The sequence below is a fragment of the Flavobacterium croceum DSM 17960 genome (assembly GCF_002917885.1).
In the GTDB taxonomy this organism is placed as follows: domain Bacteria; phylum Bacteroidota; class Bacteroidia; order Flavobacteriales; family Flavobacteriaceae; genus Flavobacterium; species Flavobacterium croceum.
In genome coordinates, this window is record NZ_PQNY01000011.1 from 79275 (window position 1) to 100722 (window position 21448).

Consider the following 21448-nt stretch of genomic DNA (forward strand, 5'->3'; position numbering starts at 1 on the left):
GATACGTTTTTTAGAGATAATAAGAATATGAGTTGCAAAATTCGTTCATAAGGTTTTATAACAAAATTTATAATCTATAGAAAAAGAACTAGGTTATTAACGAAAACGTTATAGTTGATAACAAAATTGTTAATTTGATGTATATTGAGTAACGATTTTTGCAAAACGTTGATTTTTTTTAAGTGCTAAATAAAAGGCTTTCATGTAATATATTACTATTGAATGGATTTGAATGTTGTATTGTTTTTAGTTTTATTCTAGAAAAATACTTTCGAAACGGATTAAAGTTTACTATTTATAAGGCATTTGCTTTTGGAACAATATCTTAAAATAAAACGCCTCAAATAGTAGAGGCGTTTTTGTTATTTATAGTTTTGTTTTTACTACAAAGGATTCACCATTTCTTTTAAACTCAATTGTAACTTCATCACCAGCATTAAGTTTTGAGAGGCATTCCATATAGCTGTATACTTCTTTTATAACGCAATCGTTAATTTTTGTAAGAATATCACCCTCTTTAAGTCCGGCTTTTTGAGCAGGGCGGTTTTCAGTTACACCATCAATATGTAAACCATCTCCTTTATCTGTATAATCGGGCATAATACCCAATGTAACTTTATATTTTGGAGTTGTTTTTTGAGCATTAATCTTGGTTTTTGTAAAAGTTACAGTACTTAGATTCGACAATTCATTTGAAATTCTAAATACATAATCGGTAATGTTTTTTACACCATAATAATTTATTTTATCTTCATCGTCACTAGGCTTGTGGTAGTCGTTGTGCGTTCCGGTAAAGAAAAATAAAACAGGAATATCTTTTAAATAAAATGAAGTATGATCTGAGGGGCCAATGCCATTTTCGTCTAATGTTACATGAAACCCTGCGGGTTTATTTTTTTCTACAATATTTTTAAAATCGGGGCAAGTGCCTATACCTCCAACGGTTAGGTTTTTATCTTTGTCCAATCGGCCAACCATATCTAGGTTTATCATGGCAGTTATGTTTGGAAACTTATTTTTTAAAGTTTCGGCAAGATGTTTCGAGCCTATTAGTCCATCTTCTTCTCCAGAGAAAAAAGCAAAAATATAGTTGGTATCTTCTACTGTTTTATTTGTACTAAACATTCTAGCCAATTCAAGTACAGCAGAAACTCCAGAGGCATTGTCATCTGCTCCGTTGTGTATTTCACCTTTTGAATTTGCTTTGGTAGAATTGTTGTGTTCGTTTCTGCCCAAATGATCGTAATGTGCACCAATAACTATTGTTTTTTTGGCTTTATTATCTAGATATCCAATTACATTTCGGCCAGAGTTTGCTGCAACTTGTAATGTATCGTGTGGGTTTAGCCTTACTTTGTAATCAAAATCTTGAAAAAATGTTTTGTTGTAAGGTTTTAGTTTTAATGTTTTTAATTCTTTTGCAAGATATTCTGCTGCTTTTTTTTCTCCTTTAGAGCCTGTTAATCTTCCTTCTAAGGCATCTGAAGACAAAAATTGAATATGCTTTTTTAAGTTTGGTTCTTGTGTAATTTCGCTAGCATCACCTTCTACCCAATCGGCAATAAATACATTGGTTTCTCTAGGTTTGCTTTGCTGACGATTGCTCGAAAACACTAATTTTTTGCCATCGGGAGAAAACATTGGAAAGGCATTAAACTCGCTTTCATACGTAATTTGTTGTAGATTATTACCCTCAGTATCTATCGTAAACAACTGAAAATCATAACCTTTAGTAGAATGATGATTGGAAGAAAAAATAATTTTTTTATCTGAAGGATGAAAAAAAGGAGCCCAATTTGCTTTTCCTAAATGTGTAATTTGTTTTAAATCGCTACCATCTATATTGCATGTATAAATTTCCATTTCGGTAGGAGCGACAAGGTTTTTGGCTAGCAAATCTTTATATTCTTTTATGGCTTCATCGGTTTTTGGTCTTGATGAACGGAATACTAATTTTTTACTATCGTGCGAAAAAAAACTTCCTCCATCGTAACCTAAACCATTTGTAATTTGTTTTATATTGCTGCCATCGATATCCATTGTGTAGAGTTCTAAATCGCCACTACGAGTACTTGTAAAAGCAATTTTTTTTCCGTCGGGCGATACAACAGCTTCGGCATCATAGCCAGGTGTATTGGTAAGTTGTTTTACAATATTGCCTTGTAAGTCGGCCATATAAATGTCAAATTCTGGATATACTGCCCATAGATATTTTCCGTCGATAGGTTTTGGAGGTTCGGGGCAAGCATTATTATAAGCATGTGTAGAGGCGTATAGTATATGTTTTCCGTCTGGCATAAAATAAGAGCATGTAGTTCTTCCTTTTCCAGTAGAAATTCTTTGTAGGCTTTGTGTATTAATTTCTTTTAATTTTAAATCTAATAAATAAATTTGGTCGCAACTTGCTCCAATTTCTGAATTGGTCACTTGAAGTGTAAGTTTAGATCCATCGGGACTAAAATAAGCTTCGGCATTATCACCACCAAATGTTAATTTTTGTATGTTTTTAAGATGCTTTTCTTGAGCCTGCGCTATGTTGAGCACAACAAAAAATAGAATGAATAGTTTTTTTGCCATAAAATTTATTGATTTTTAATTGTCGTATTTTTAATCTTTAAACTTTTAAAAACACTTAATAATATAAGTATGTTAAAACTAATAAATACTACAAAAGGTACTAATTTAATACTATGTGAAACATACAAATACAGTATTGCTGCCAAGCTTAGTATTGTGAGTACAAGCGTAATTAATTTAGCTATTGTTTTATTTTGATAGTATAATTTTATGATGTAAATAATTGATGCAGCAATGATAATAAATAAAAATTTCAATAAATAATTATTAAAATCATAAGCACTGTAAACTGTTGCCATAAATACCATAATTAAAAACACTAATCCAGGGAAAAAGTAAGATAGCGTGTCAAAATAATCGGTATCTACATGGTTAAAAATGGCAATATGCTCATTTATTTCTTCTTGTGTAAAACCTTCTTCAAGTAGGCGTTGTATTGCTATTTTTTTGGAATAATTACTTTTGTGGTAACGTTCAATTTCTTTTTTTATATCGAGATTTCTGCTCATGATTTGGGTTTGATTTTTTTACATTTTGTTTGGGTAAACTAGCTTCTTCGGTTTTGCTAGACGGTGCAATAAGTTGGTTGAGAACTTCTACCTCTTTGGTGGTTAAATCTCTATATTTTCCTACAGGAATATCCAAAGAAATATTTATTATTCTTGTTCTTTTTAAGGCTACAACATCGTATCCTAAATATTCGCACATTCTGCGTATTTGTCTGTTTAATCCTTGTGTAAGTATTATTTTGAAAACAAACTGACTTATTTTTGTTACTTTACATTTTCGGGTAACAGTTTCCAAAATTGGAACGCCATTACTCATTTTTTCAATAAATTTTTCGGTAATAGGCTTGTTTACGGTAACAATGTATTCTTTTTCGTGATTGTTTCTTGCTCTTAATATTTTATTTACTATATCTCCATCATTAGTCATAAAAATTAGACCTTCGCTAGCTTTGTCTAGTCGGCCAATTGGAAATATTCTTTCGGGGTAATTAATATAATCTACAATATTGTTTTTAACAGAAGTATTGGTTGTACACTCGATACCGACAGGTTTATGAAAAGCAAGGTAAATTCTAGCTTGTTTCTTTTCTCCTATTTGTTTACCGTTTACACGTATATCGTCGTTAGCACTTACTTTGGTTCCCATTTCTGGAACAGCACCATTTATAGTTACTCTGCCTTGTTCGATAAGTTTGTCGGCTTCTCGGCGCGAGCAAAAGCCAATTTCTGATAAAAATTTGTTTATTCGAACTAAATTTTCTTCCATACCGCAAAAATAAACTTTTGTTTCGGTATTTAATTCATTTAGAACATAAAAAAACCACGACTAAGCGTGGTTTAATTTTTTATAGTTTGGCGAAAAGTTCGTCCATTTTATTTTTTTCTTCTAGTGCTAAGGCATTGTCTACCAAAATTCTACCAGAATGCTCATCTGTAATTATTTTTTTACGAGAGGCAATTTCTACTTGTGTTTGTGGTGGAATTGTAAAGTATGAACCTGCCGAAGCACCACGCTCTATAGAAACTACAGCTAAACCGTTGCGTACACTACCGCGAATTCTTTTGTAAGCCGCAAGTAAGCGTTCGTCTATCATTTTTTCATATTCAGCAGATTTTTCCAACAAAAAGTTTTCTTCTTTTTGAGTTTCTGCCATAATATCGTTTAATTCTGATTTTTTGTGTGTAAGGTGAGTTAATTTTTCTTCTAGTTTTTCTTTAGAAGTTTCAACTACATTTTTCTTAAACTCGATAGATGCTTTTAACTCTTTTATTTGTTTTTCTGCCAATTGTATTTCAAGTTCTTGAAACTCAATTTCTTTTGACAATGAGTTAAATTCTCTATTATTTCTTACTTCTTTTTGTTGTTCGTTGTATTTTTTTATAGCTGCTTGATGTTCTTCAATAGCACTTTTTTTAGTTTTGATTTGTTCATCAATACTTACCAATTCATTTTGAAGCTTTTCCAAACGTATCGTTAAACCTGCTACTTCGTCTTCCAAATCATCAACTTCTAGAGGTAATTCACCTCTTACATTTCTAATTTCGTCAATTCTGGTATCGATTATTTGTAAATCGTATAGCGCTCTTAACTTCTCTTCAACGCTCATTTCTTTTGTAGTAGCCATATTTATAAGTACTTAACTGGATTTGTATTTATTTCTGATAAAACGATTGCAAAATTAGTAATTTTTTCTTTAAGAAAATCAACAATATAATTTTTTGTAAATCTTTCACTTTCAAAATGACCAATATCAGCAACAACTAGTTTGTTTTCAGCTTTGTAAAAATCGTGGTATTTTAAATCGGCCGTTACATAAATATCGGCTTGAGCTGTAATTGCATTGGGTATAGCAAAACTTCCAGAGCCTCCTAAAACAGCTACTTTTTTAATGTTTTTACCCAATAATTTTGAATGCCTTATTCCTCCGCATTGCATGGTTTTCTTTACAAAATGTAAAAAATCTATTTCGTTTATTTCATGTTCAAGTTCGCCTATCATACCTAGTCCAACTTGTTGGTGTTTGTTTTCTAGATTATAAATTTCATAAGCTATTTCTTCATAGATATGACTTGAAAATAAAGCATTAATGATTTGTTTTTGTAGATGTTTTTCAAAAATAACTTCTATTTTTTGTTCAAGTGTGTGTGTAAGAACCCCTTTTGTACCTATTGTTGGATTACTGAGCTCGTTACCTCTATAGCTTCCAATTCCTTCCGATGTAAAACTACAGTTGTCGTAGTTTGCTATGTTGCCTGCGCCAGCATTAAATAAGGCTTGTTTTACAGCATTTGCACAATCAATAGGGGCATAGGTAACTAGTTTTTGTATAAAATTTTGCTTAGGTACTAATATTTTAGTGTTTATTAAGCCCAGTGCATTGCAAAATATTTTATTAACGCCATTTCTATGGTTGTCTAGAGCTGTATGAATGGCATAAATAGCAATATCATTTTTTATAGCTTTTATTACAGATTTTTGAACATAATCTTGTCCGGTAATTTTTTTAATGCCCGAAAATAGAATAGGATGAAAGCATACTACGAGGTTACAATTTTTTGCTATAGCCTCATCAATTACTTGTTCCAAAGCATCGTGGCATACCAAAATTCCTGTACAAATAGTGTTTTTATCGCCTACCAATAGGCCAACATTGTCAAAATCTTCAGCATAGGCTAGAGGAGCTAATTCTTCTAAAACAGTAATTACAGAACTTATTTGCATAGAAAAGTATTGTGTTTTTTTAAGTTTCAAAGATACTAAATGAAAGTTTAAATTTGGTACAGAAGATTTTTTACCGTTGTGTTTTGTATCTTTGCTTTTGGTAATAATCATTTTTATAGTGTTACAGCTTATTATAGGCTCGTATCATTACTATAATGATTAAAATAGTTTGCTAAATTGCTCGTATGAATTTATTGCGAAAAATTCTTTTTCCTTTTTCTATCTTATATGGTTTGATAACTACAATTCGTAATTTTTTATACGATGTTCAACTTAAAAAATCTACTAGTTTTTCAATTCCAATTATAGCCGTAGGAAATTTAAGTGTTGGGGGTACAGGTAAAACCCCACAAATAGAATATTTGATACGTTTATTATCACCTCATTATAAATTAGCAACATTAAGTAGAGGATATAAAAGAAAAACCAAAGGTTTTTTGGTAGCGAATTCATCTACAACTCTAGAAATGATTGGAGATGAACCTTTTCAAATCTATAAAAAGTTTCCTCAAGTTACCGTTGCAGTAGAGGCGAATAGAACTTTAGGCATAAAAAACTTAATAAACCAATACAAGCCTGATGTAATTTTACTTGATGACGCTTTCCAACATAGAAAAGTTAAAGCAGGTTTTTACATCTTGCTCACAGCATTTGACGATTTATTTGTAAAAGATTTTGTGTTGCCTACAGGAAATTTAAGAGAAACAAAACCTGGAGCAAAAAGAGCCGATGTGATAATTGTCACAAAATGCCCCAATGATTTGTCGGATATTGTGCGCCAAAAATATATTGAAAAAATAAAGCCTTATAGTAAAAAAGAAGCATCTGTGTTTTTTACAACTATTGGTTATGACAACAAGCTGTACAGTAATATAGATGATATAGAAGTACAACAAATAAAACACACAAATAAAGTATTGGTAGCAGGTATAGCCAAACCTGAACCATTTTTTCGATATTTGCAAAATGAAAATGATGAGATTATGGTTTTTCCAGATCATCATTATTTTTCTGAAAAAGAATGTGTTACAATAAAAAATAAAGCAAATAATAAACCAATTGTAACCACCGAAAAAGATTATGTGCGTATGCCTAACAATTATTTTGAAAAATTATATTATTTACCTATTCAAAGTAAGTTTATTTCTGGTGGAGACAATTTTGATAAATTAATAGTAGATTATGTGGGAAAAAGTTCAAGAAACGGTTGATTTTATTTTAGAAAAAACCCAATTTACACCAGAATATGGTGTTATTTTAGGCTCTGGATTAGGGAGTTTTACAAACGATATAGATGTAGAATATGTATTGGATTATGCTTCAATACCCAATTTTCCTGTTTCTACCGTACAAGGGCATAAAGGTGCTTTGGTATTTGGTGAAGTAGGAGGTAAAAATGTAGTAGCTATGCAAGGAAGGTTTCATTATTATGAAGGATATTCTATGCAAGAAGTTACTTTTCCTGTTCGAGTAATGAAATATTTAGGCGTTAAAAAACTGATTGTTTCCAATGCTTCTGGTGGTGTAAATACCTCATACAAGGTTGGTTCTATCGTTTGTATTACAGACCATATAAACATGATGCCCGAGCATCCTTTGCGAGGCAAAAATGATGAGCGATTTGGTCCAAGATTTGTAAACATGAGCGAGCCATATAGCAAAGCTATGATTTCAAAAGTTAAACAAATAGCCAACGAAAATGACATTACAGTTCACGATGGCGTGTATTTAGGTTTACAAGGTCCTACTTTTGAAACTTTGCATGAGTATAAAATGGTGAAAATTTTGGGTGCAGACTGTGTAGGTATGTCTACAGTACCCGAAGTGATTGTAGCACGACACATGGAGCTTGAAACTTTTGGACTTTCTGTAATTACCGATATGGGCGATGAAGAAAACATAGAAGAAGTAAATCATGCAGAGGTACTCAAGGCTGCACAGCAAGCAGAACCTCATGTAAGAAAACTTATAAGAGAATTAATACATCAATATTAAAAAAAATAGTTGCTTTTTGAGCAACTATTTTTTTATCAAATTCATGTAGAGTATTAAATCTATTAATCTATTAGAATATCCAATTTCATTATCATACCATCCTACAACTTTCACCATATTGTCTATTACAGAAGTTAGTTGAGCGTCAAATACACACGAATGAGGGTTATCAAGAATATCCACCGAAACAATAGGATCTTCAGTATAATCTAGTATGCCTTTTAAGTATGTTTGAGATGCTGTTTTGAATGCCAAATTGATTTCTTCTATCGAAATAGATTTGGATACATTGCAAGTAATATCGGTAAGTGAACCATCGGGCACAGGTACTCGTATACCACAACCTCCTAATTTGGTATCCAATTTAGGAAAAATTTTGGTTAAAGCTTTAGCAGCACCTGTAGTAGTAGGCACTATGCTTTGTGTTGCACCACGCGCTCTACGAAGGTCTTTATGAGGTTGATCGTGCAAACTTTGATCTGTAGTATAAGAATGTACCGTTGTGATATAAGCTTGTTCAATACCACAAAGTTCATCAATTACTTTTATCATGGGTGCAGCATTGTTGGTTGTACAACTTGCATTTGAAACTATTGTTTCAGTACCGTTTAAAGTAAATTCATTAACACCAAGCACTATGGTTTTAATTTCTTCTACTTCGCTAGGTGCAGAAAGAATTACTTTTTTTGCTCCAGCGTCAATATGTTGCTGTATTTCTTCAAAAGTTTTAAATTTTCCTGTACATTCAATTACAAAATCAACAGCCAAATTTTTCCAATGAAGACGGCTAATTTCTTTTTCATGGAAAAATAAGAAAGGGATTCCATCAACCAAAATGGCATCATTTGTAAAAGTAACTTCTTGTGGTAGTTTACCATGAATACTATCATATTTAAGTAAATGAGCCATGGTACGATTGTCTGCAATATCGTTTATAGCAACGACTTCAATCGTAGGATGATTGATAAGTAGTCTAAAAAGGTTTCTTCCTATTCTACCAAAACCATTTATAGCAATTTTTATTTTTTCCATTGTATTTTTACTGCCGAAATTGTGTCTAATTCAAGTCGTTCTTTTGAAAGGATTTCAAAATTAGGATTATTATAAAAAAGGATATTATACTAACTAATAATATACATATATTTGATTTAAATGAATGGATGTTTAAATTAAATTTTTGATGAGTAGATTTATTTTATTTTTAGTAATATTAATTATAAAAAATTTCGTTTGTTATAAATGGTTCTACCAATATAAAAAAATCCTTTAATATTTTTAATTATATATTATTTTGTAATCCTATTTATATTTTTCATTAATAGTTTTTGGACCAATAATAGTATTACCGAAGCTTTACCTATAATAATTAGTCTTGATTTTATGTTTCTATCATTGGCTTTATTAATAAATTTTTATAATAAAATTGTAGATAAATTAATAGAAAAAAATAACATTCAATTAATAAATCCAATGAAGATTTTTGATGTTAGATATAATTCTTTTTCTTTTTATATTATTGTAACTCTATTAGAGTTATTTCTTCTAATACTAATATTAAAGAATGAAATTGTCTAAAAAAATCCATTAGATTTAATAGTTTTATTCTTATAAAATATGTTTCTCGGCATGATAGCTAGAGCGTACCAAAGCACCACTTTCTACATGTCTAAAACCTAATTCTTTACCTATTTGTTCATATTTTGCAAATTCATCGGGTGTAACAAAATATTTTACAGGTAAATGTTTTTTACTAGGTTGCAAATATTGCCCAATGGTGATGATATCTACATTTTGGTTGCGAATATCGTGCATGGTTTCGATAACTTCTTCTTGTGTTTCGCCCAATCCTAACATAATACCCGACTTGGTTCTACGAATACCTTGTTCTTTTAAATAGTTTAAAACTTCAAGACTACGATCGTATTTTGCTTGTATGCGTACTTCACGTGTTAGCCTACGGACTGTTTCCATATTGTGTGAAACTACCTCTGGATTTGCCTCTACAATTCTATCTATATGTTTGTGTATGCCTTGAAAATCTGGAATAAGTGTTTCTAAGGTAGTTTGCGGGTTCATTCTTCGTATAGCTTCTACGGTTTCTTGCCAAATTATAGAACCCATATCTTTCAAGTCATCTCTGTCTACACTTGTAATTACTGCATGTTTTATATTCATGAGTTTTATAGAGCGTGCTACTTTTTCGGGTTCGTCCCAATCTACATCTTCTGGACGCCCTGTTTTTACACCACAAAATCCACAAGAACGTGTGCAGATGTTGCCCAATATCATAAAAGTTGCTGTGCCTTCGCCCCAACATTCGCCCATATTAGGGCAACTACCTGATGTGCAAATGGTGTTGAGTTTATATTTGTCTACCAAACTGCGCAGTTCGGTATAGTTTTTTCCTGTAGGGAGCTTTACTCTTAGCCATTTTGGTTTTCCTACCGGAGGAAATATATTGTTTGAAGAGTTTTCCATAGTAAAGATATATTGCCTGCAAAGATACTAATATTTACATCTATAAATTCTTATATTGATTGATAAAAATAACTAAAAATGCCTGTTTACAATAGCAAACAGGCACAACCAAACTAAAAACTAAAATCAGATTATTTATGGATTGATTCGAATAGGAATTTTATATTGAACACGAACAGCTTTGTCGCCCATTTTACCAGGATTCCACTTTGTTTTTAAAGATTTAAGCACACGTACAGCTTCTTTATTGGCTTCTTCATTATTGCTTTTAACGACTTCAACATCGGTAATCTGACCATTTTTTTCAACAATAAATTGAATTAAGAGGTTTATACTTTCATCATCGTCTGATTCAAATCTAAAATTACTGCCAATAAACTGACGAAACTTGTCTACTCCACCAGGAAAACTTGGTTCTATTTCAACAGCAGAAGTATCAAAAATTTCACCACCATTTCCGCTTGAATCTGTATTTGTTCCGCCTGTATCTGTACCACCACCTAATTGTCCTACGTTTTGACCTGTACCTCCAGTAACTCCCGTAGAAGATGTATTTTGTTGTTGTTTTAATAAATCTTCGTTGGTTAAAATATTTTGTTGTGCTTGCGAACTGCTAGATACCACCAAATTGGCTAAAGATGGTTTTTTTGGCATTGTTTCGCTTTTGTTACTTGGAGGTGTAACCAATTTTTTTTCCTTTGATAGATTTTGCACATGATGTACAAATTCGTCAATTGATACAGCGGGTTTTAATATTGGTCCATCATCTGTTACTATAGGTTTTGTGGTGGCAAACGAGCTTAAAATAAAAACACCACTTCCTATAATGCTTATTCCTGTAAGAAAAGCAAAAAAAGTTGTTTTTGAGTTTTCTCTACGCAATTGATAGGCTCCATATTCTTTGTTTTTTCCTTCAAAAACAAGATCAAGCCATTTTTTTTCAAAAATACTAACGTTGAACATAATTTATAAAATTTATTAATTGTTAGGTATTTTTTTGTCATATAGCGGTTATTTGTAATAATAACGCAAACAATTGTGTTATATTGTAATGAAAGTGAAATTTAATTTTACAGCTATTTATTTTTTTGCAAAATAACTTCAGCAAGTAACTTTTTTGCTCTTAATAGTTTGATTTTTACGTTGCTTAGTGGCTCGTTAAGTTGTTCGGAAATTTCTTGATAACTTAGCTCTTGAAAGTAACGAAGCTGTATAATTTCTTGATAATGAGGTTTCAATTCTTTAATGAATTGTAGCAATTGAGAAAGATTTTGTTCGGTAATTAAATCATCTTCAGCAGAAGGAGAAGAATCGGCTACATTGTATGCTTGGTGATCTTCTTCATCTGTAATTTCGATAAACAAAGAAGATTTTTTCTTTCGTAATAAGTCAATATGAACATTTTTTGCAATAGCAATAAGCCATGTATTAAATTGATAATCTGGGTTGTAATTTGCTATTTTGTCAAATGCTTTTGAAAAAGTTTCAATGGTAATATCTTCGGCATCGGTTTCGTTTTCGGTACGCTTTAGCATAAAGCCATATACCTCATTCCAATACTTATCGAGTAAGTAAGTAAAAGCGACTTGATCGCCAGCTTTGGCTTTGACTATATAATCTTTTATTTCCAATGTACAGGTTTTGAAAATAGATTAGTAGTAAATACTTGAAATTGAGTAAGTATAAGCGCGATTTCTATAAAAGGCAACCAATACAAGGTATCTTTTTCTTTTAGTTTACTTGCTGAATATCCCATAGAAATATACACAAAAATAAATCTAAACGCAACTATGGATACTACTGCAATCCATTGAAATAAAGTGCTTAACAAAATAATGGCAAGTATATAAAATAAGAGTTGCGAAGTATAAAATAAACCAAGTTTTACTTTATCACTAAGTTTATAGTGAGATGCTGTAGAAACGTGCCTTCTTTTTTGCATAAACCAATCTTTAAAGCGTGTTTTAGGCATCGAATAGGTAAAACTTTTATCGGTAAAGCAAATAGCGGTATTTTGGTTGTTTGCAGCTTGATTGATAAACAAGTCATCATCACCAGAGCGTATTTTCATGTGATCCATAAACCCTCTTACTCTAAAAAATTCTTCGCGTTTGTAAGCCATATTTCTTCCAACACCCATATAAGGTTTGCCTAATTTTGCCCACGAAAAATATTGCGTTGCAGTAAGTAAGGTTTCAAATCGAATTAATTTATTTAAGAATGAGTTTTTAATTTTTTCGTAAGCACCGTAACCTAACACAATTTTCTTTTCTATAGAAAAACAAGCTGTAATTTCTTTCAACCAATCTTCAGATTCTGGATAACAATCGGCATCTATAAAAACCAAATATTCGTTTTTTGCAGCTTTTATTCCCAAAGTGAGTGCAAATTTTTTATTACCCCAAAAAGCCTCATTGTTTTCAACTTTTACTAGTTTTATGTTTGAGTATTGTTTTTCAAAAGCTTCAAAAATTTCTAAAGTTTCGTCTCTAGAAGCATCGTCTATAAGCACTATTTCGTAATTGGGATAATTTTGTTTTGCTAAAAAAGGTATAAATTTTTTTACATTTTCTTCTTCGTTTTTTGCACATACTATTACAGATACGGGAAGATTTTTTTGGGTATTATTTTGTTTTTTAGCAAAAGAAAATTTACCAAAGATAATAATGTAGTATACAAATTGAATTGCTACAATAAGAATAAAAAACCAAAATAATATATCTAATAAGTACATTTGTAAAAATTAATAAACGGGTGCAAAAATACAAAATTTGACAATGATATAGAATATTATTCTCTGCTTATAATTTTCTATTATTTTTCATTTCTAAAGCAATTTCTTGCGCTTGGTTGTTTTGGCTTTGTTCAAGTTTGGTAATAATATGGTTGTAATTTTTATCGTCTCGGTTTTGAGATAGTTTTTTTACGGCTTGTATATCTTCAATGGCAATAGTAAAAGCGAGAACACCTTTTGCTTCTTGCTGTACTTTTTTGGATAAATTTTCAAAACGAATAGAACTTTGAGCCTCACTTTCGTAATGATTCATCATTTTTTGCAACGATACTAATGTTTCCTCATACGATAAAACAGTCAGTGTTCCATAAACATGTACGGCTGTATAGTTCCAAGTAGGCACATTTTCATGGTCGTACCAAGAAGGTGATATATAACTATGAGGTCCAGTAAATATTGCCAATACCGATGGATTGCTTTCAAATAGCTTGCCTTGCTCATTTAGTTTCGAGATATGACCATGCAATAGCAACTGCTCATTGGTTTTTTCTAGAAGTAAAGGAATATGTGTTGCCCAAATTTTTTCGTGATTTTGGTTTACCAAAGTACAAAAACTATATTTTTTGATAAACTCTAGAATTTCCTCTAAATTTTCGAGGGCATATATTTTAGGAATGTACATTTGTATCTATATAGAATGTTAATATAGCAAATATACTTAATAGATTTTGCCATTTTGTAATGTTTATTAGTAATAAACATAAAAACAAAGCGTTAATAAATTGTCAAACCCATTAAATATGAAAAAAATAACCTTTTTATTGATGTATACCTCCATAATTTTTAGTCAAACACAAGAGGTAACATACAGCATAAGTTTTAATACAGATGTAGATATGATAGAAGACTATTTGGGTAAAAACGCTCAAGATAAGGTAAAGCTTTACACTACCACTTTGCTTTTTAATGATACTTTTATGAAATATTTTCAAAATCCTAGCAAATTATCTCGTGATGACTATTCTATTCTAGAAGCAGCCACGTATACAGAAGGAAATTATTATAAACAAAATAATTCTAATGTAGTTTTTTTGGAAGAAAAAGAACCCTTACATAAAGATACATTACTGTCTTACAGGTATATAACCCATTGGGAATATGCCACCGATGTAAAGGAAATTTTAGGATATACATGCAAGAAAGCATCTTGTGTTTTAAAAATAGATTATGGAAACGGAAAGCTAGATACCTTATATCCCATAACAGCTTGGTACACCGAAAAATTGGCTTTTGGTTGTGGCCCAAAAGGTATAAGTGTGCCAGAGGGTTTTATATTGGAACTAGAAGATAAAATAGTTACCTATACAGCGCAGACTATTTTAAAATCTACAGAAAATAATATCTTTTTTGACACTCATAAAAAAGTGATTACTATGGAAGATTTGTTTAGAAAAGTATATAAGTTAAAAGAATAAATACACTAGAATAATGTACTTAAACAAAAAAAAACTACATATTTTACTTACAAAAAATATATTTATTGAGTATTTCATTGATAAATTTAACATAAAAATTTGCAATTATCATTTTTTTTTTCACATTTGTATTGGTTAACCAACGCAAATGTTTAATTTTAAATTTTAAGAAAATGAAAAAAGTAATTTTTACTGCACTAGCTTTTATAGCTTTTAGCGGTGTTAGTATGGCAAGTACAATGGCCGATGAGGAAATAGTGAAAGAGAATAAAGTGCAAAAAAATGAACAATCTAATCAGATTGTTGTAGCAGATTGCAATCAAGTAGCAGGAGCATGTATGGAACTTTTTGAAGACAGTTTTGGTTGTATTGAAAGCTCGAAAATGTATAATTCATTATACAATATGATGTACAATAATTGTATGAATTCACAACATTAATAATTCCAATTACAACCAAATTCAATTTTGTGTTTGGTTGTAATTTTTTAAATAATATTATATGAAAAAGTTAATAATAATTTTAATGTTGCTAAATTTTTTCTATGTCTACTCTCAAACAACACGAGTAATATACAAAAAAGCCAGATATAATACCGAAACAGAAGCAGATAAACTAAAAAATGCAAGCAATCCAGTTGCTAATAGCGAAATGTATTTAAAACTTAAAAAAAGTTTTGAACTTGAATTTAATAGAGAGTTTGAATTGCTGTACAATAACACTGAATCTCAGTTTAAGAAAATTGAAGTAATGAAGAATGACAATGATAAAGAACTATTAAATTTTGAAATTGATAACGAAATTTATTATAAAAACATAGAAACTAAAGAAAAATTTTATTTTGATAACTCATCGTTTGATGGAAAATATATAGTAGAATTGCCATACGACCAATACAAATGGAATATAACCAACGAAAGCAAAACCATAAATGGCTATCTTTGTTACAAAGCAACCACAACCTACGAGGATATTTATAACCCAATTACAAAAAGAAAACTAACAATAATGAAAGAAGTATGGTTTACACCAAGTATACCGAGTTCTTTTGGGCCAATAGGGTTAGATGGTTTGCCAGGTTTAGTATTGGAAGCATCAATAAACAATAAAATGTATTTTTATGCTTCAAAAATTGAATTTGATGTAAAAGATGCAAAAATTGAAAAAATTACAGAAGGCAAAAAAATTACACTTAAAGATGTAGAAAACATGCTCATAAAAATTCACAATGATAGAAATTAGTAAATTATTTAACCGCATTTGAAATATTTATTATACATATTATTACCGTTGTATGTAATGGGGCAAATTAAAAACGGCTCTGCTCAATATAGTTTAACTTTTGGAGAAGACGAAAAATTTGAAAAAAGTGAAATTTCTAGTTTTTACGAAATAGCAAAACAAAATGCTAAATACATTACATTTACTATTGATTTTAACGAAAGTGAAATGGTTTTTTATACCAATGAACACTTAGAGTCGGATAATCAAAATATTAGTTTTTCTCTTTCATTTTCTGGAGTAAACGGAGTTTATTACAAAAACAAGTTTGATGATTTTTTATTTAATCAAGTAGAAATAGAAGGTTTAGGAAATCTTGTTGTTCAAAAAGATTGTGTTTACAATTGGAATTTTGCAAATGAAACAAAAATGATAAATGATTTTTTGTGTTATAAAGCCACAACTACAAAAACGATAGATTCATTTACTTTTCCTGTTATTGCTTGGTATTGTCCAAAAATTCCAGCGCCTTATGGACCTAAAGGTTATGGTGGTTTGCCAGGATTAATTCTCGAATTACAAGAAAGAAGCACATTATTCGGACTCGTTAAAATAGAATTAAATAAACAAGAAACTGTCAATATTAAAAAACCTTCAAAAGGTAAAGTAGTAACAGAAAAGCAATTGGAAGAGTTACTCGAAAAACAAATTTTTGATAACCACGATTAGCCAAAATAATATTGTGGCATATAACCTTGTTGCTTATGATATTAAGAAAAATAAAGTTTCTACTATTTATTTTTATACTATGTAATACTCTACTATTGCATGCTCAAAAAAGTACTACAGTTATTTATAATATAGCTTTGGGAGGTTTGAATAGAGTAGATATGCATGCTAAAGATACTATAAAGAAAGATGTTCCTTCAAAATTTTTGAAAAACCAAGAAAAAATACAATTTTCATTAGTATTTGATTCCATTTCAAGTATTTATCAAATAGTAGATAAACTCGAAGAAAAAAGTAACCATGATTACCGAATTGCAACCATAATTAACGGAGGTACTCTTGTATATTATAAAAATAATAAGCAAAAAGAAAAAATGTATCAAGCAGAGCTTCAAGGACAAAAATTTAACGTATCAGTACCATTTCAACAATATAATTGGGAAATCACAAGTGAAACCAAAGTTGTAAATGGTTTTAAATGTTATAAGGCAATAACAACGATAGAGAAGATAGATAAAGGTAGAGAAACTACTACCATTTTGCATCCTGTGGTTTGGTTTACACCAGATATACCTTCAAGTTTTGGCCCTATGGGATTAGACGGTTTACCTGGTTTAGTTTTAGAAGGTACACTAGACGGAATAAAATATTTATATGCAACAAAAATTAATTTAAATACAACAGATAAAGTAGATAAACCCAACAAAGGAATGGAGGTAACAGAAAGTGAATTTCAAGATATTAATGCAAAAATATACCGTGAAATTCAAAAAATAAAAAATAATAATTAGTTATTTTAAATTTAGTCGAAGCGGTTATCCTTAAATCTCATAAAATCATAACTTACACATAATGCCAAAAAAACTATTTCTTTTTCTATTTTTTCCATACATCATTTTTTCTCAAACGCTTACAGGTAAAGTTTTAGACCAGAGTACTTTAAAGCCTTTAGAAAGTGCCAATATAATAGCCAAGCCACTTCAACAAAAAGCCTCTCTTAAATTTGCCATAGCCGATAATTTGGGTAGATACAAACTTGAACTAGAAAACGGTATTGAATATGAGGTAAGTGTATCTTACATAAGCTATAAAGAAGAAATTTTTGTAATACAGCCCAATAGCACCATTACAAATCACGATTTTAAGTTAGTGCCAACAGGAGAAACTCTAAAAGAAGTAATAATAAAGCATGAGTATAAACCCATAGATATAAAGAAAGATACTTTAACCTACGATATAAAAGCGTTTGCAAATGGTAACGAGCGCAAAATGAAAGAAGTTCTTGAGAAATTGCCTGGAGTAGAAGTAGATAAAAAAGGCAATGTAACGGTTCAAGGAAAAAAGGTTACTAAAATGCTTGTAGAAGGGAAATCTTTTTTTGGAGGAGGAAGTAAACTTGCTGTTGAAAATATTCCGGCAAATGCTCTAGATAAAATTGAAGTAATAGACCATTTTAATGAAGTTGGTTTTATGAAACAAGTGTCAGATAGTGAAGATCTTGCTATGAATGTAAAACTCAAATCTGATAAAAAGAAATTTGTGTTTGGAGACCTAGAAGCTGCCGCAGAAGTGGCAAATACTACAGGGTATCATCTAGCTCATGCAGCTTTGTTTTATTATACACCTAAAAACAATATTAGCTTTATTGGTGATATAAACAATGTAGGTCGAAGTACTTTTACATTTGAAGATTTATTACGTTTTGATGGAGGAATAAGCAGTTTTATTTCGGGTAGAAAATCGCTTACCAACTTATTTTCATTTACAAACGATAATACAGATGTCGTGCAAAATAAGTCTCAATTTGGAGCGTTAAACTATAGCTTTACAGCTCATAAAAAAATCACAATTTCTGGTTATTCAATTTTTTCTAAAATACTATTAAATGCATTTCAAGAAAGTAATAATCAATACTTACAGAGCAGTTTTAGTTCATTCGAAAATAAAACATTAAATAATAGTTCAAAATCAATTTTGGGTATTACCAACATAAAGTTTGATTTTAATTTTAGTAAAACAAGTCGAGTTTTTTATAATATTCAATTTCAAGCAAGTAATAACAATACTGATAATTTGTTAAAATCGGTTACGAATACCCTAAACACCAATTTTCAAACGCTATCCAAAGCAGACAATATATCTTTTAAAGATTATTTTGAATGGCATAAATCTTACAATGATAACCACAATACAACATTTGTAATTAATCATGCTTACCAAAAAACAAAACCACAAAATCATTGGTTTACCGATCAACCTTTTTTATCGGGGGTTATACCTATAGTTAGTGATGCTTTTTATGTTATAAATCAAACAAAAGAAATACAAAATCATAGTGTTGATATTTTAGGCAAACATTATTGGATAGTAAACAATAAAAACCATATTTATTCTGTGTTTGGTAACAACTTTGAAAACACATTGTTTAGCACACAAGAGCAACAAGTCTTGTCTACCAATCTTGTAAATAATTTTGATGGCTTTGGTAATCGTTTGCATTATCAATTAAATGATTTTTATGTTGGACTTGAGTATAAATTTAAACTTGGAAAATGGATTAACAAACCAGCAATTTATTTTCATAAATACCATTTAATTACGCAACAAATCAACAACAATACTATTACTAAAAACTTTTGGCAACCACAGTTTACAAGCGAATATGAATTTAACAAATCTGAGAAAATACAGTTTGATTATAAGTTGATAAATTCTTTTGCTGAAGCCTCTGCGTATGCCGAAAATTATACACTGCAAAGCTATAATTTGGTTTACAAAGGAAACGCAATGTTGCAAAACGAACAGTATCATAACGCTAGTTTGTATTACAATAAAATGAATATGTTTCGGGGTATACTAATGAATGCGTATTTGTATTTTAACAAAAAAGAACAAACACTTCGTAATCAGGTGGTACTTTCTGGAATTAATCAAATAAACACTCCTGTTGTTACAAATAATCCAGAAACTTCGTGGAGATTATTAACAGATGTGAGTAAAAAAATATACCGATTTACATGTAAACTAAAAACAAGTTTATCTTGGTACAATTATATCCAAACTACAAATAATGCAAATTTTTCTACAAATAGAAATAATCAAAGTATTGGTGCTTCTGTAAAAACAGCTCACAAAAAATGGCCCGATTTTATGCTAGGATATACAAAAAACTTTACCCAATTATCAGGTTTATCTACTTCTCGATTTAGCTCCAATGAGTTTAGAGCAGAAACCGAAATCACCTTTTTTAAGAATCTAATTTTTAAAGTAAACTATGTAAGCTTGTCAAATTTTGAAAACAGTAAAAGCATAAACTTTTTTCAAGTTACAGATTGTTCTTTACGTTACCAAAAGAAAAACAATCCTTTTACTTTTGAATTATCTGTGAATAATGTTTTTGATACTAAACAAAAAAATAATTATTCTTTTTCAGATTACATAATATCACAGCAAACAACCTATATTTTACCGAGAATTGTATTGTTAAGTTTAAGTTATAAATTATAAATTTCATACAAAACCCCTCGATGTTCTTCAAAATCTATAGTGCTTACATACGTCATACCTACTTTTCTTAAAACTTGTATAGAAGCTTTGTTTTCTTGCATAGCTCTACCCACTATTTTTTGAAGTTTTAATTTTGTAAAGCCATATTCTATACAAGCTTGAGCCGCTTCTGTAGCATAACCTTTATTCCAATATTTTTGAAAGAATCGAAATCCTAAATCTACTTGTTCGGTTTTGGGATTGTATTTTAGACCACACCATCCTAAAAAGGCATTGTTTTCTTTAAGAATTACTGCCCAGCGCCCCATACCAAAATCTAGATAGGCTCTGTAATTTTTTATAAATTCTAAAGCATCATCTACAGTTTCAAATGGTACATCACCTGTGTATTTTAATACTTCACAATCACTGTTTAGGGAAAATAAATGGAAAGCGTCTGTTTCTTGAAACGTTCTTAAATAGAATCGATTGGTTTCTATAATTTTCATTATATGATATTAACTTCGGCTTCAATAGCTATATCAAATTTATCTAAAACAGCTTTTTGTACTTCTTTTGAAAGGTTTAAAATATCTTGTCCTGTGGCGTTTCCGTAATTTACTAAAACCAATGCTTGATTTTTATGCACGCCTGCATCACCTTTTCTAAAGCCTTTGTAACCCGCTTGTTCTATAAGCCAACCAGCAGGAACTTTAACCAAAGTATCCGATACTTGAAAATGTTTTATATCTGGAAATTTTTGCTGTACTGCATTAAAATGATCTTTTGTAATAATAGGATTTTTAAAAAAACTACCGCTATTTCCCAATTCTTTTGGATTTGGCAATTTACTTTCTCTTATTGCAATTACGGCATTGGAAACATCTTTTATAGTAGGATTTTCTATATGTTTTGAGGCCAATTGATTTTTTATATCGCCATATTCAACATTTATGTTATGATGGCGCTTTGTGAGTTTAAAAACCACCGAAGTTATAATGTATTTTCCTTTGGCTTCTTGTTTAAAAATACTTTCTCTATACGAAAAATGACACTCATCTCTACTGAATGTTTTCAGTTGTTGTGTAGCTATTTCCATAGCGGTACAGCGTACAAATGTATCTTTTATTTCTGTGCCATAAGCACCTATGTTTTGTACAGGGGTTGTACCTACATTACCAGGTATAAGCGACATATTTTCGAGTCCGCCAAAGTTTTGATCAATACACCACACTACAAATTCGTGCCAATTTTCACCAGCATTTGCTTCTACCCAAACATAATCTTCATTTTCTTCAACAACTTTCTTTCCTTTGATGTCAATATGTATAACCAAAGCGTCTATATCTTGAGTTAAAAGCATATTGCTTCCGCCACCCAAAATAAATAATTTGTCGCTTTTGTAAGTATGCAATACGTGCTCCAATTCAGATAAATTGGTTACCTTGATGTATCGTTTTGCAAACGCTTCGATACCAAATGTATTGTATTTTTTTAAAGGGAAATGTTCTTGAATTTGCAT

General features: G+C 30.4%; 21 protein-coding genes. 8 read left to right on the forward strand and 13 right to left on the reverse strand.

Features of this window, described 5'->3' with window-relative positions; all coding sequences use genetic code 11:
* Positions 1-366: 366 nt before the first annotated feature.
* The 5 genes from Q361_RS09420 to Q361_RS09440 all read right to left on the reverse strand — a co-directional run bounded on the left by Q361_RS09420 (position 367) and on the right by Q361_RS09440 (position 5808).
* Positions 367-2577, reverse strand: coding sequence for a M20/M25/M40 family metallo-hydrolase (locus Q361_RS09420; protein WP_103726477.1), 2211 nt, complete (start codon positions 2575-2577; stop codon positions 367-369).
* Between the two features lie 5 nt (positions 2578-2582).
* Positions 2583-3086, reverse strand: a complete 504-nt coding sequence (locus tag Q361_RS09425; RefSeq protein ID WP_103726478.1) for a hypothetical protein — start codon at positions 3084-3086, stop codon at positions 2583-2585.
* Positions 3052-3852, reverse strand: a complete 801-nt coding sequence (gene rluF, locus Q361_RS09430; protein WP_103726479.1) for a 23S rRNA pseudouridine(2604) synthase RluF — start codon at positions 3850-3852, stop codon at positions 3052-3054. The genes Q361_RS09425 and rluF overlap by 35 nt, the downstream gene beginning before the upstream one ends.
* Before the next feature lie 79 nt (positions 3853-3931).
* The gene (locus Q361_RS09435; RefSeq protein WP_103726480.1) at positions 3932-4711 is read right to left on the reverse strand and encodes a zinc ribbon domain-containing protein; all 780 of its coding nucleotides are present in this window, start codon (positions 4709-4711) and stop codon (positions 3932-3934) included.
* Positions 4712-4713: 2 nt separating this feature from the next.
* A complete protein-coding gene (locus tag Q361_RS09440) occupies positions 4714-5808 on the reverse strand; it encodes a Nif3-like dinuclear metal center hexameric protein (RefSeq protein WP_103726520.1) in 1095 nt (364 codons plus the stop codon).
* 185 nt (positions 5809-5993) lie between these two features.
* Between Q361_RS09440 and lpxK the strand changes: the two genes are divergently transcribed.
* Together lpxK and Q361_RS09450 are read left to right on the forward strand one after the other, a co-directional pair.
* Entirely contained in the window at positions 5994-7019 is a 1026-nt protein-coding gene (gene lpxK / locus Q361_RS09445) for a tetraacyldisaccharide 4'-kinase (RefSeq protein ID WP_103726481.1), read from the forward strand.
* Positions 6991-7803, forward strand: a complete 813-nt coding sequence (locus Q361_RS09450; RefSeq protein WP_103726482.1) for a purine-nucleoside phosphorylase — start codon at positions 6991-6993, stop codon at positions 7801-7803. Before lpxK ends, Q361_RS09450 begins: the two co-directional genes overlap by 29 nt.
* A gap of 24 nt (positions 7804-7827) precedes the next feature.
* On the opposite strand, the gene gap is transcribed toward Q361_RS09450, so the two are convergent.
* The 6 genes from gap to Q361_RS09485 all read right to left on the reverse strand — a co-directional run bounded on the left by gap (position 7828) and on the right by Q361_RS09485 (position 13697).
* A complete protein-coding gene (gene gap, locus Q361_RS09455; RefSeq protein WP_103726483.1) occupies positions 7828-8835 on the reverse strand; it encodes a type I glyceraldehyde-3-phosphate dehydrogenase in 1008 nt (335 codons plus the stop codon).
* Between the two features lie 573 nt (positions 8836-9408).
* Positions 9409-10281: a lipoyl synthase gene (lipA, locus tag Q361_RS09465; RefSeq protein ID WP_103726485.1), complete on the reverse strand. Its 873-nt coding sequence runs from the start codon at positions 10279-10281 to the stop codon at positions 9409-9411.
* Between the two features lie 135 nt (positions 10282-10416).
* Entirely contained in the window at positions 10417-11244 is an 828-nt protein-coding gene (locus Q361_RS09470; protein ID WP_103726486.1) for an energy transducer TonB, read from the reverse strand.
* 113 nt (positions 11245-11357) lie between these two features.
* Positions 11358-11912, reverse strand: coding sequence for an RNA polymerase sigma factor (locus Q361_RS09475; protein WP_103726487.1), 555 nt, complete (start codon positions 11910-11912; stop codon positions 11358-11360).
* Positions 11903-13015 (reverse strand): glycosyltransferase, encoded by a 1113-nt coding sequence (locus tag Q361_RS09480; protein ID WP_103726488.1) that lies wholly within the window; start codon positions 13013-13015, stop codon positions 11903-11905. Before Q361_RS09480 ends, Q361_RS09475 begins: the two co-directional genes overlap by 10 nt.
* A gap of 67 nt (positions 13016-13082) precedes the next feature.
* Positions 13083-13697, reverse strand: coding sequence for an FMN-binding negative transcriptional regulator (locus tag Q361_RS09485; protein WP_103726489.1), 615 nt, complete (start codon positions 13695-13697; stop codon positions 13083-13085).
* A 118-nt stretch (positions 13698-13815) separates the two neighbouring features.
* Here Q361_RS09485 and Q361_RS09490 point away from each other — a divergent pair, with 118 nt between their 5' ends.
* The 6 genes from Q361_RS09490 to Q361_RS09515 all read left to right on the forward strand — a co-directional run bounded on the left by Q361_RS09490 (position 13816) and on the right by Q361_RS09515 (position 19947).
* Positions 13816-14490 (forward strand): GLPGLI family protein, encoded by a 675-nt coding sequence (locus tag Q361_RS09490; protein WP_103726490.1) that lies wholly within the window; start codon positions 13816-13818, stop codon positions 14488-14490.
* 173 nt (positions 14491-14663) lie between these two features.
* Positions 14664-14930, forward strand: a complete 267-nt coding sequence (locus Q361_RS09495; protein WP_103726491.1) for a hypothetical protein — start codon at positions 14664-14666, stop codon at positions 14928-14930.
* A gap of 61 nt (positions 14931-14991) precedes the next feature.
* Complete coding sequence (locus tag Q361_RS09500; protein WP_103726492.1) at positions 14992-15732, forward strand: GLPGLI family protein; 741 nt, start codon at positions 14992-14994, stop codon at positions 15730-15732.
* Positions 15733-15750: 18 nt separating this feature from the next.
* A complete protein-coding gene (locus tag Q361_RS09505; RefSeq protein ID WP_262496233.1) occupies positions 15751-16440 on the forward strand; it encodes a GLPGLI family protein in 690 nt (229 codons plus the stop codon).
* A gap of 35 nt (positions 16441-16475) precedes the next feature.
* On the forward strand, positions 16476-17231 hold the full coding sequence (locus Q361_RS09510) for a GLPGLI family protein (protein ID WP_103726494.1): 756 nt from the start codon (positions 16476-16478) through the stop codon (positions 17229-17231).
* A 61-nt stretch (positions 17232-17292) separates the two neighbouring features.
* Complete coding sequence (locus Q361_RS09515) at positions 17293-19947, forward strand: peptidase associated/transthyretin-like domain-containing protein (RefSeq protein ID WP_103726495.1); 2655 nt, start codon at positions 17293-17295, stop codon at positions 19945-19947.
* On the opposite strand, the gene Q361_RS09520 is transcribed toward Q361_RS09515, so the two are convergent.
* Together Q361_RS09520 and murB are read right to left on the reverse strand one after the other, a co-directional pair.
* Positions 19935-20435: a GNAT family N-acetyltransferase gene (locus tag Q361_RS09520; protein ID WP_103726496.1), complete on the reverse strand. Its 501-nt coding sequence runs from the start codon at positions 20433-20435 to the stop codon at positions 19935-19937. The genes Q361_RS09515 and Q361_RS09520 overlap by 13 nt on opposite strands.
* Positions 20435-21448, reverse strand: coding sequence for a UDP-N-acetylmuramate dehydrogenase (gene murB / locus Q361_RS09525; RefSeq protein ID WP_103726497.1), 1014 nt, complete (start codon positions 21446-21448; stop codon positions 20435-20437). The genes Q361_RS09520 and murB overlap by 1 nt, the downstream gene beginning before the upstream one ends.

What these genes read in the sequence shown, in the direction of transcription:
- Q361_RS09420 (WP_103726477.1), bottom strand. Translation starts at nt 2,577, where the DNA reads ATGGCAAAAAAACTATTCATTCTATTTTTTGTTGTGCTCAACATAGCG.
- Q361_RS09425 (WP_103726478.1), bottom strand. Translation starts at nt 3,086, where the DNA reads ATGAGCAGAAATCTCGATATAAAAAAAGAAATTGAACGTTACCACAAA.
- rluF (WP_103726479.1), bottom strand. Translation starts at nt 3,852, where the DNA reads ATGGAAGAAAATTTAGTTCGAATAAACAAATTTTTATCAGAAATTGGC.
- Q361_RS09435 (WP_103726480.1), bottom strand. Translation starts at nt 4,711, where the DNA reads ATGGCTACTACAAAAGAAATGAGCGTTGAAGAGAAGTTAAGAGCGCTA.
- Q361_RS09440 (WP_103726520.1), bottom strand. Translation starts at nt 5,808, where the DNA reads ATGCAAATAAGTTCTGTAATTACTGTTTTAGAAGAATTAGCTCCTCTA.
- lpxK (WP_103726481.1), top strand. Translation starts at nt 5,994, where the DNA reads ATGAATTTATTGCGAAAAATTCTTTTTCCTTTTTCTATCTTATATGGT.
- Q361_RS09450 (WP_103726482.1), top strand. Translation starts at nt 6,991, where the DNA reads ATGTGGGAAAAAGTTCAAGAAACGGTTGATTTTATTTTAGAAAAAACC.
- gap (WP_103726483.1), bottom strand. Translation starts at nt 8,835, where the DNA reads ATGGAAAAAATAAAAATTGCTATAAATGGTTTTGGTAGAATAGGAAGA.
- lipA (WP_103726485.1), bottom strand. Translation starts at nt 10,281, where the DNA reads ATGGAAAACTCTTCAAACAATATATTTCCTCCGGTAGGAAAACCAAAA.
- Q361_RS09470 (WP_103726486.1), bottom strand. Translation starts at nt 11,244, where the DNA reads ATGTTCAACGTTAGTATTTTTGAAAAAAAATGGCTTGATCTTGTTTTT.
- Q361_RS09480 (WP_103726488.1), bottom strand. Translation starts at nt 13,015, where the DNA reads ATGTACTTATTAGATATATTATTTTGGTTTTTTATTCTTATTGTAGCA.
- Q361_RS09485 (WP_103726489.1), bottom strand. Translation starts at nt 13,697, where the DNA reads ATGTACATTCCTAAAATATATGCCCTCGAAAATTTAGAGGAAATTCTA.
- Q361_RS09490 (WP_103726490.1), top strand. Translation starts at nt 13,816, where the DNA reads ATGAAAAAAATAACCTTTTTATTGATGTATACCTCCATAATTTTTAGT.
- Q361_RS09495 (WP_103726491.1), top strand. Translation starts at nt 14,664, where the DNA reads ATGAAAAAAGTAATTTTTACTGCACTAGCTTTTATAGCTTTTAGCGGT.
- Q361_RS09500 (WP_103726492.1), top strand. Translation starts at nt 14,992, where the DNA reads ATGAAAAAGTTAATAATAATTTTAATGTTGCTAAATTTTTTCTATGTC.
- Q361_RS09510 (WP_103726494.1), top strand. Translation starts at nt 16,476, where the DNA reads ATGATATTAAGAAAAATAAAGTTTCTACTATTTATTTTTATACTATGT.
- Q361_RS09515 (WP_103726495.1), top strand. Translation starts at nt 17,293, where the DNA reads ATGCCAAAAAAACTATTTCTTTTTCTATTTTTTCCATACATCATTTTT.
- Q361_RS09520 (WP_103726496.1), bottom strand. Translation starts at nt 20,435, where the DNA reads ATGAAAATTATAGAAACCAATCGATTCTATTTAAGAACGTTTCAAGAA.
- murB (WP_103726497.1), bottom strand. Translation starts at nt 21,448, where the DNA reads ATGCAAATTCAAGAACATTTCCCTTTAAAAAAATACAATACATTTGGT.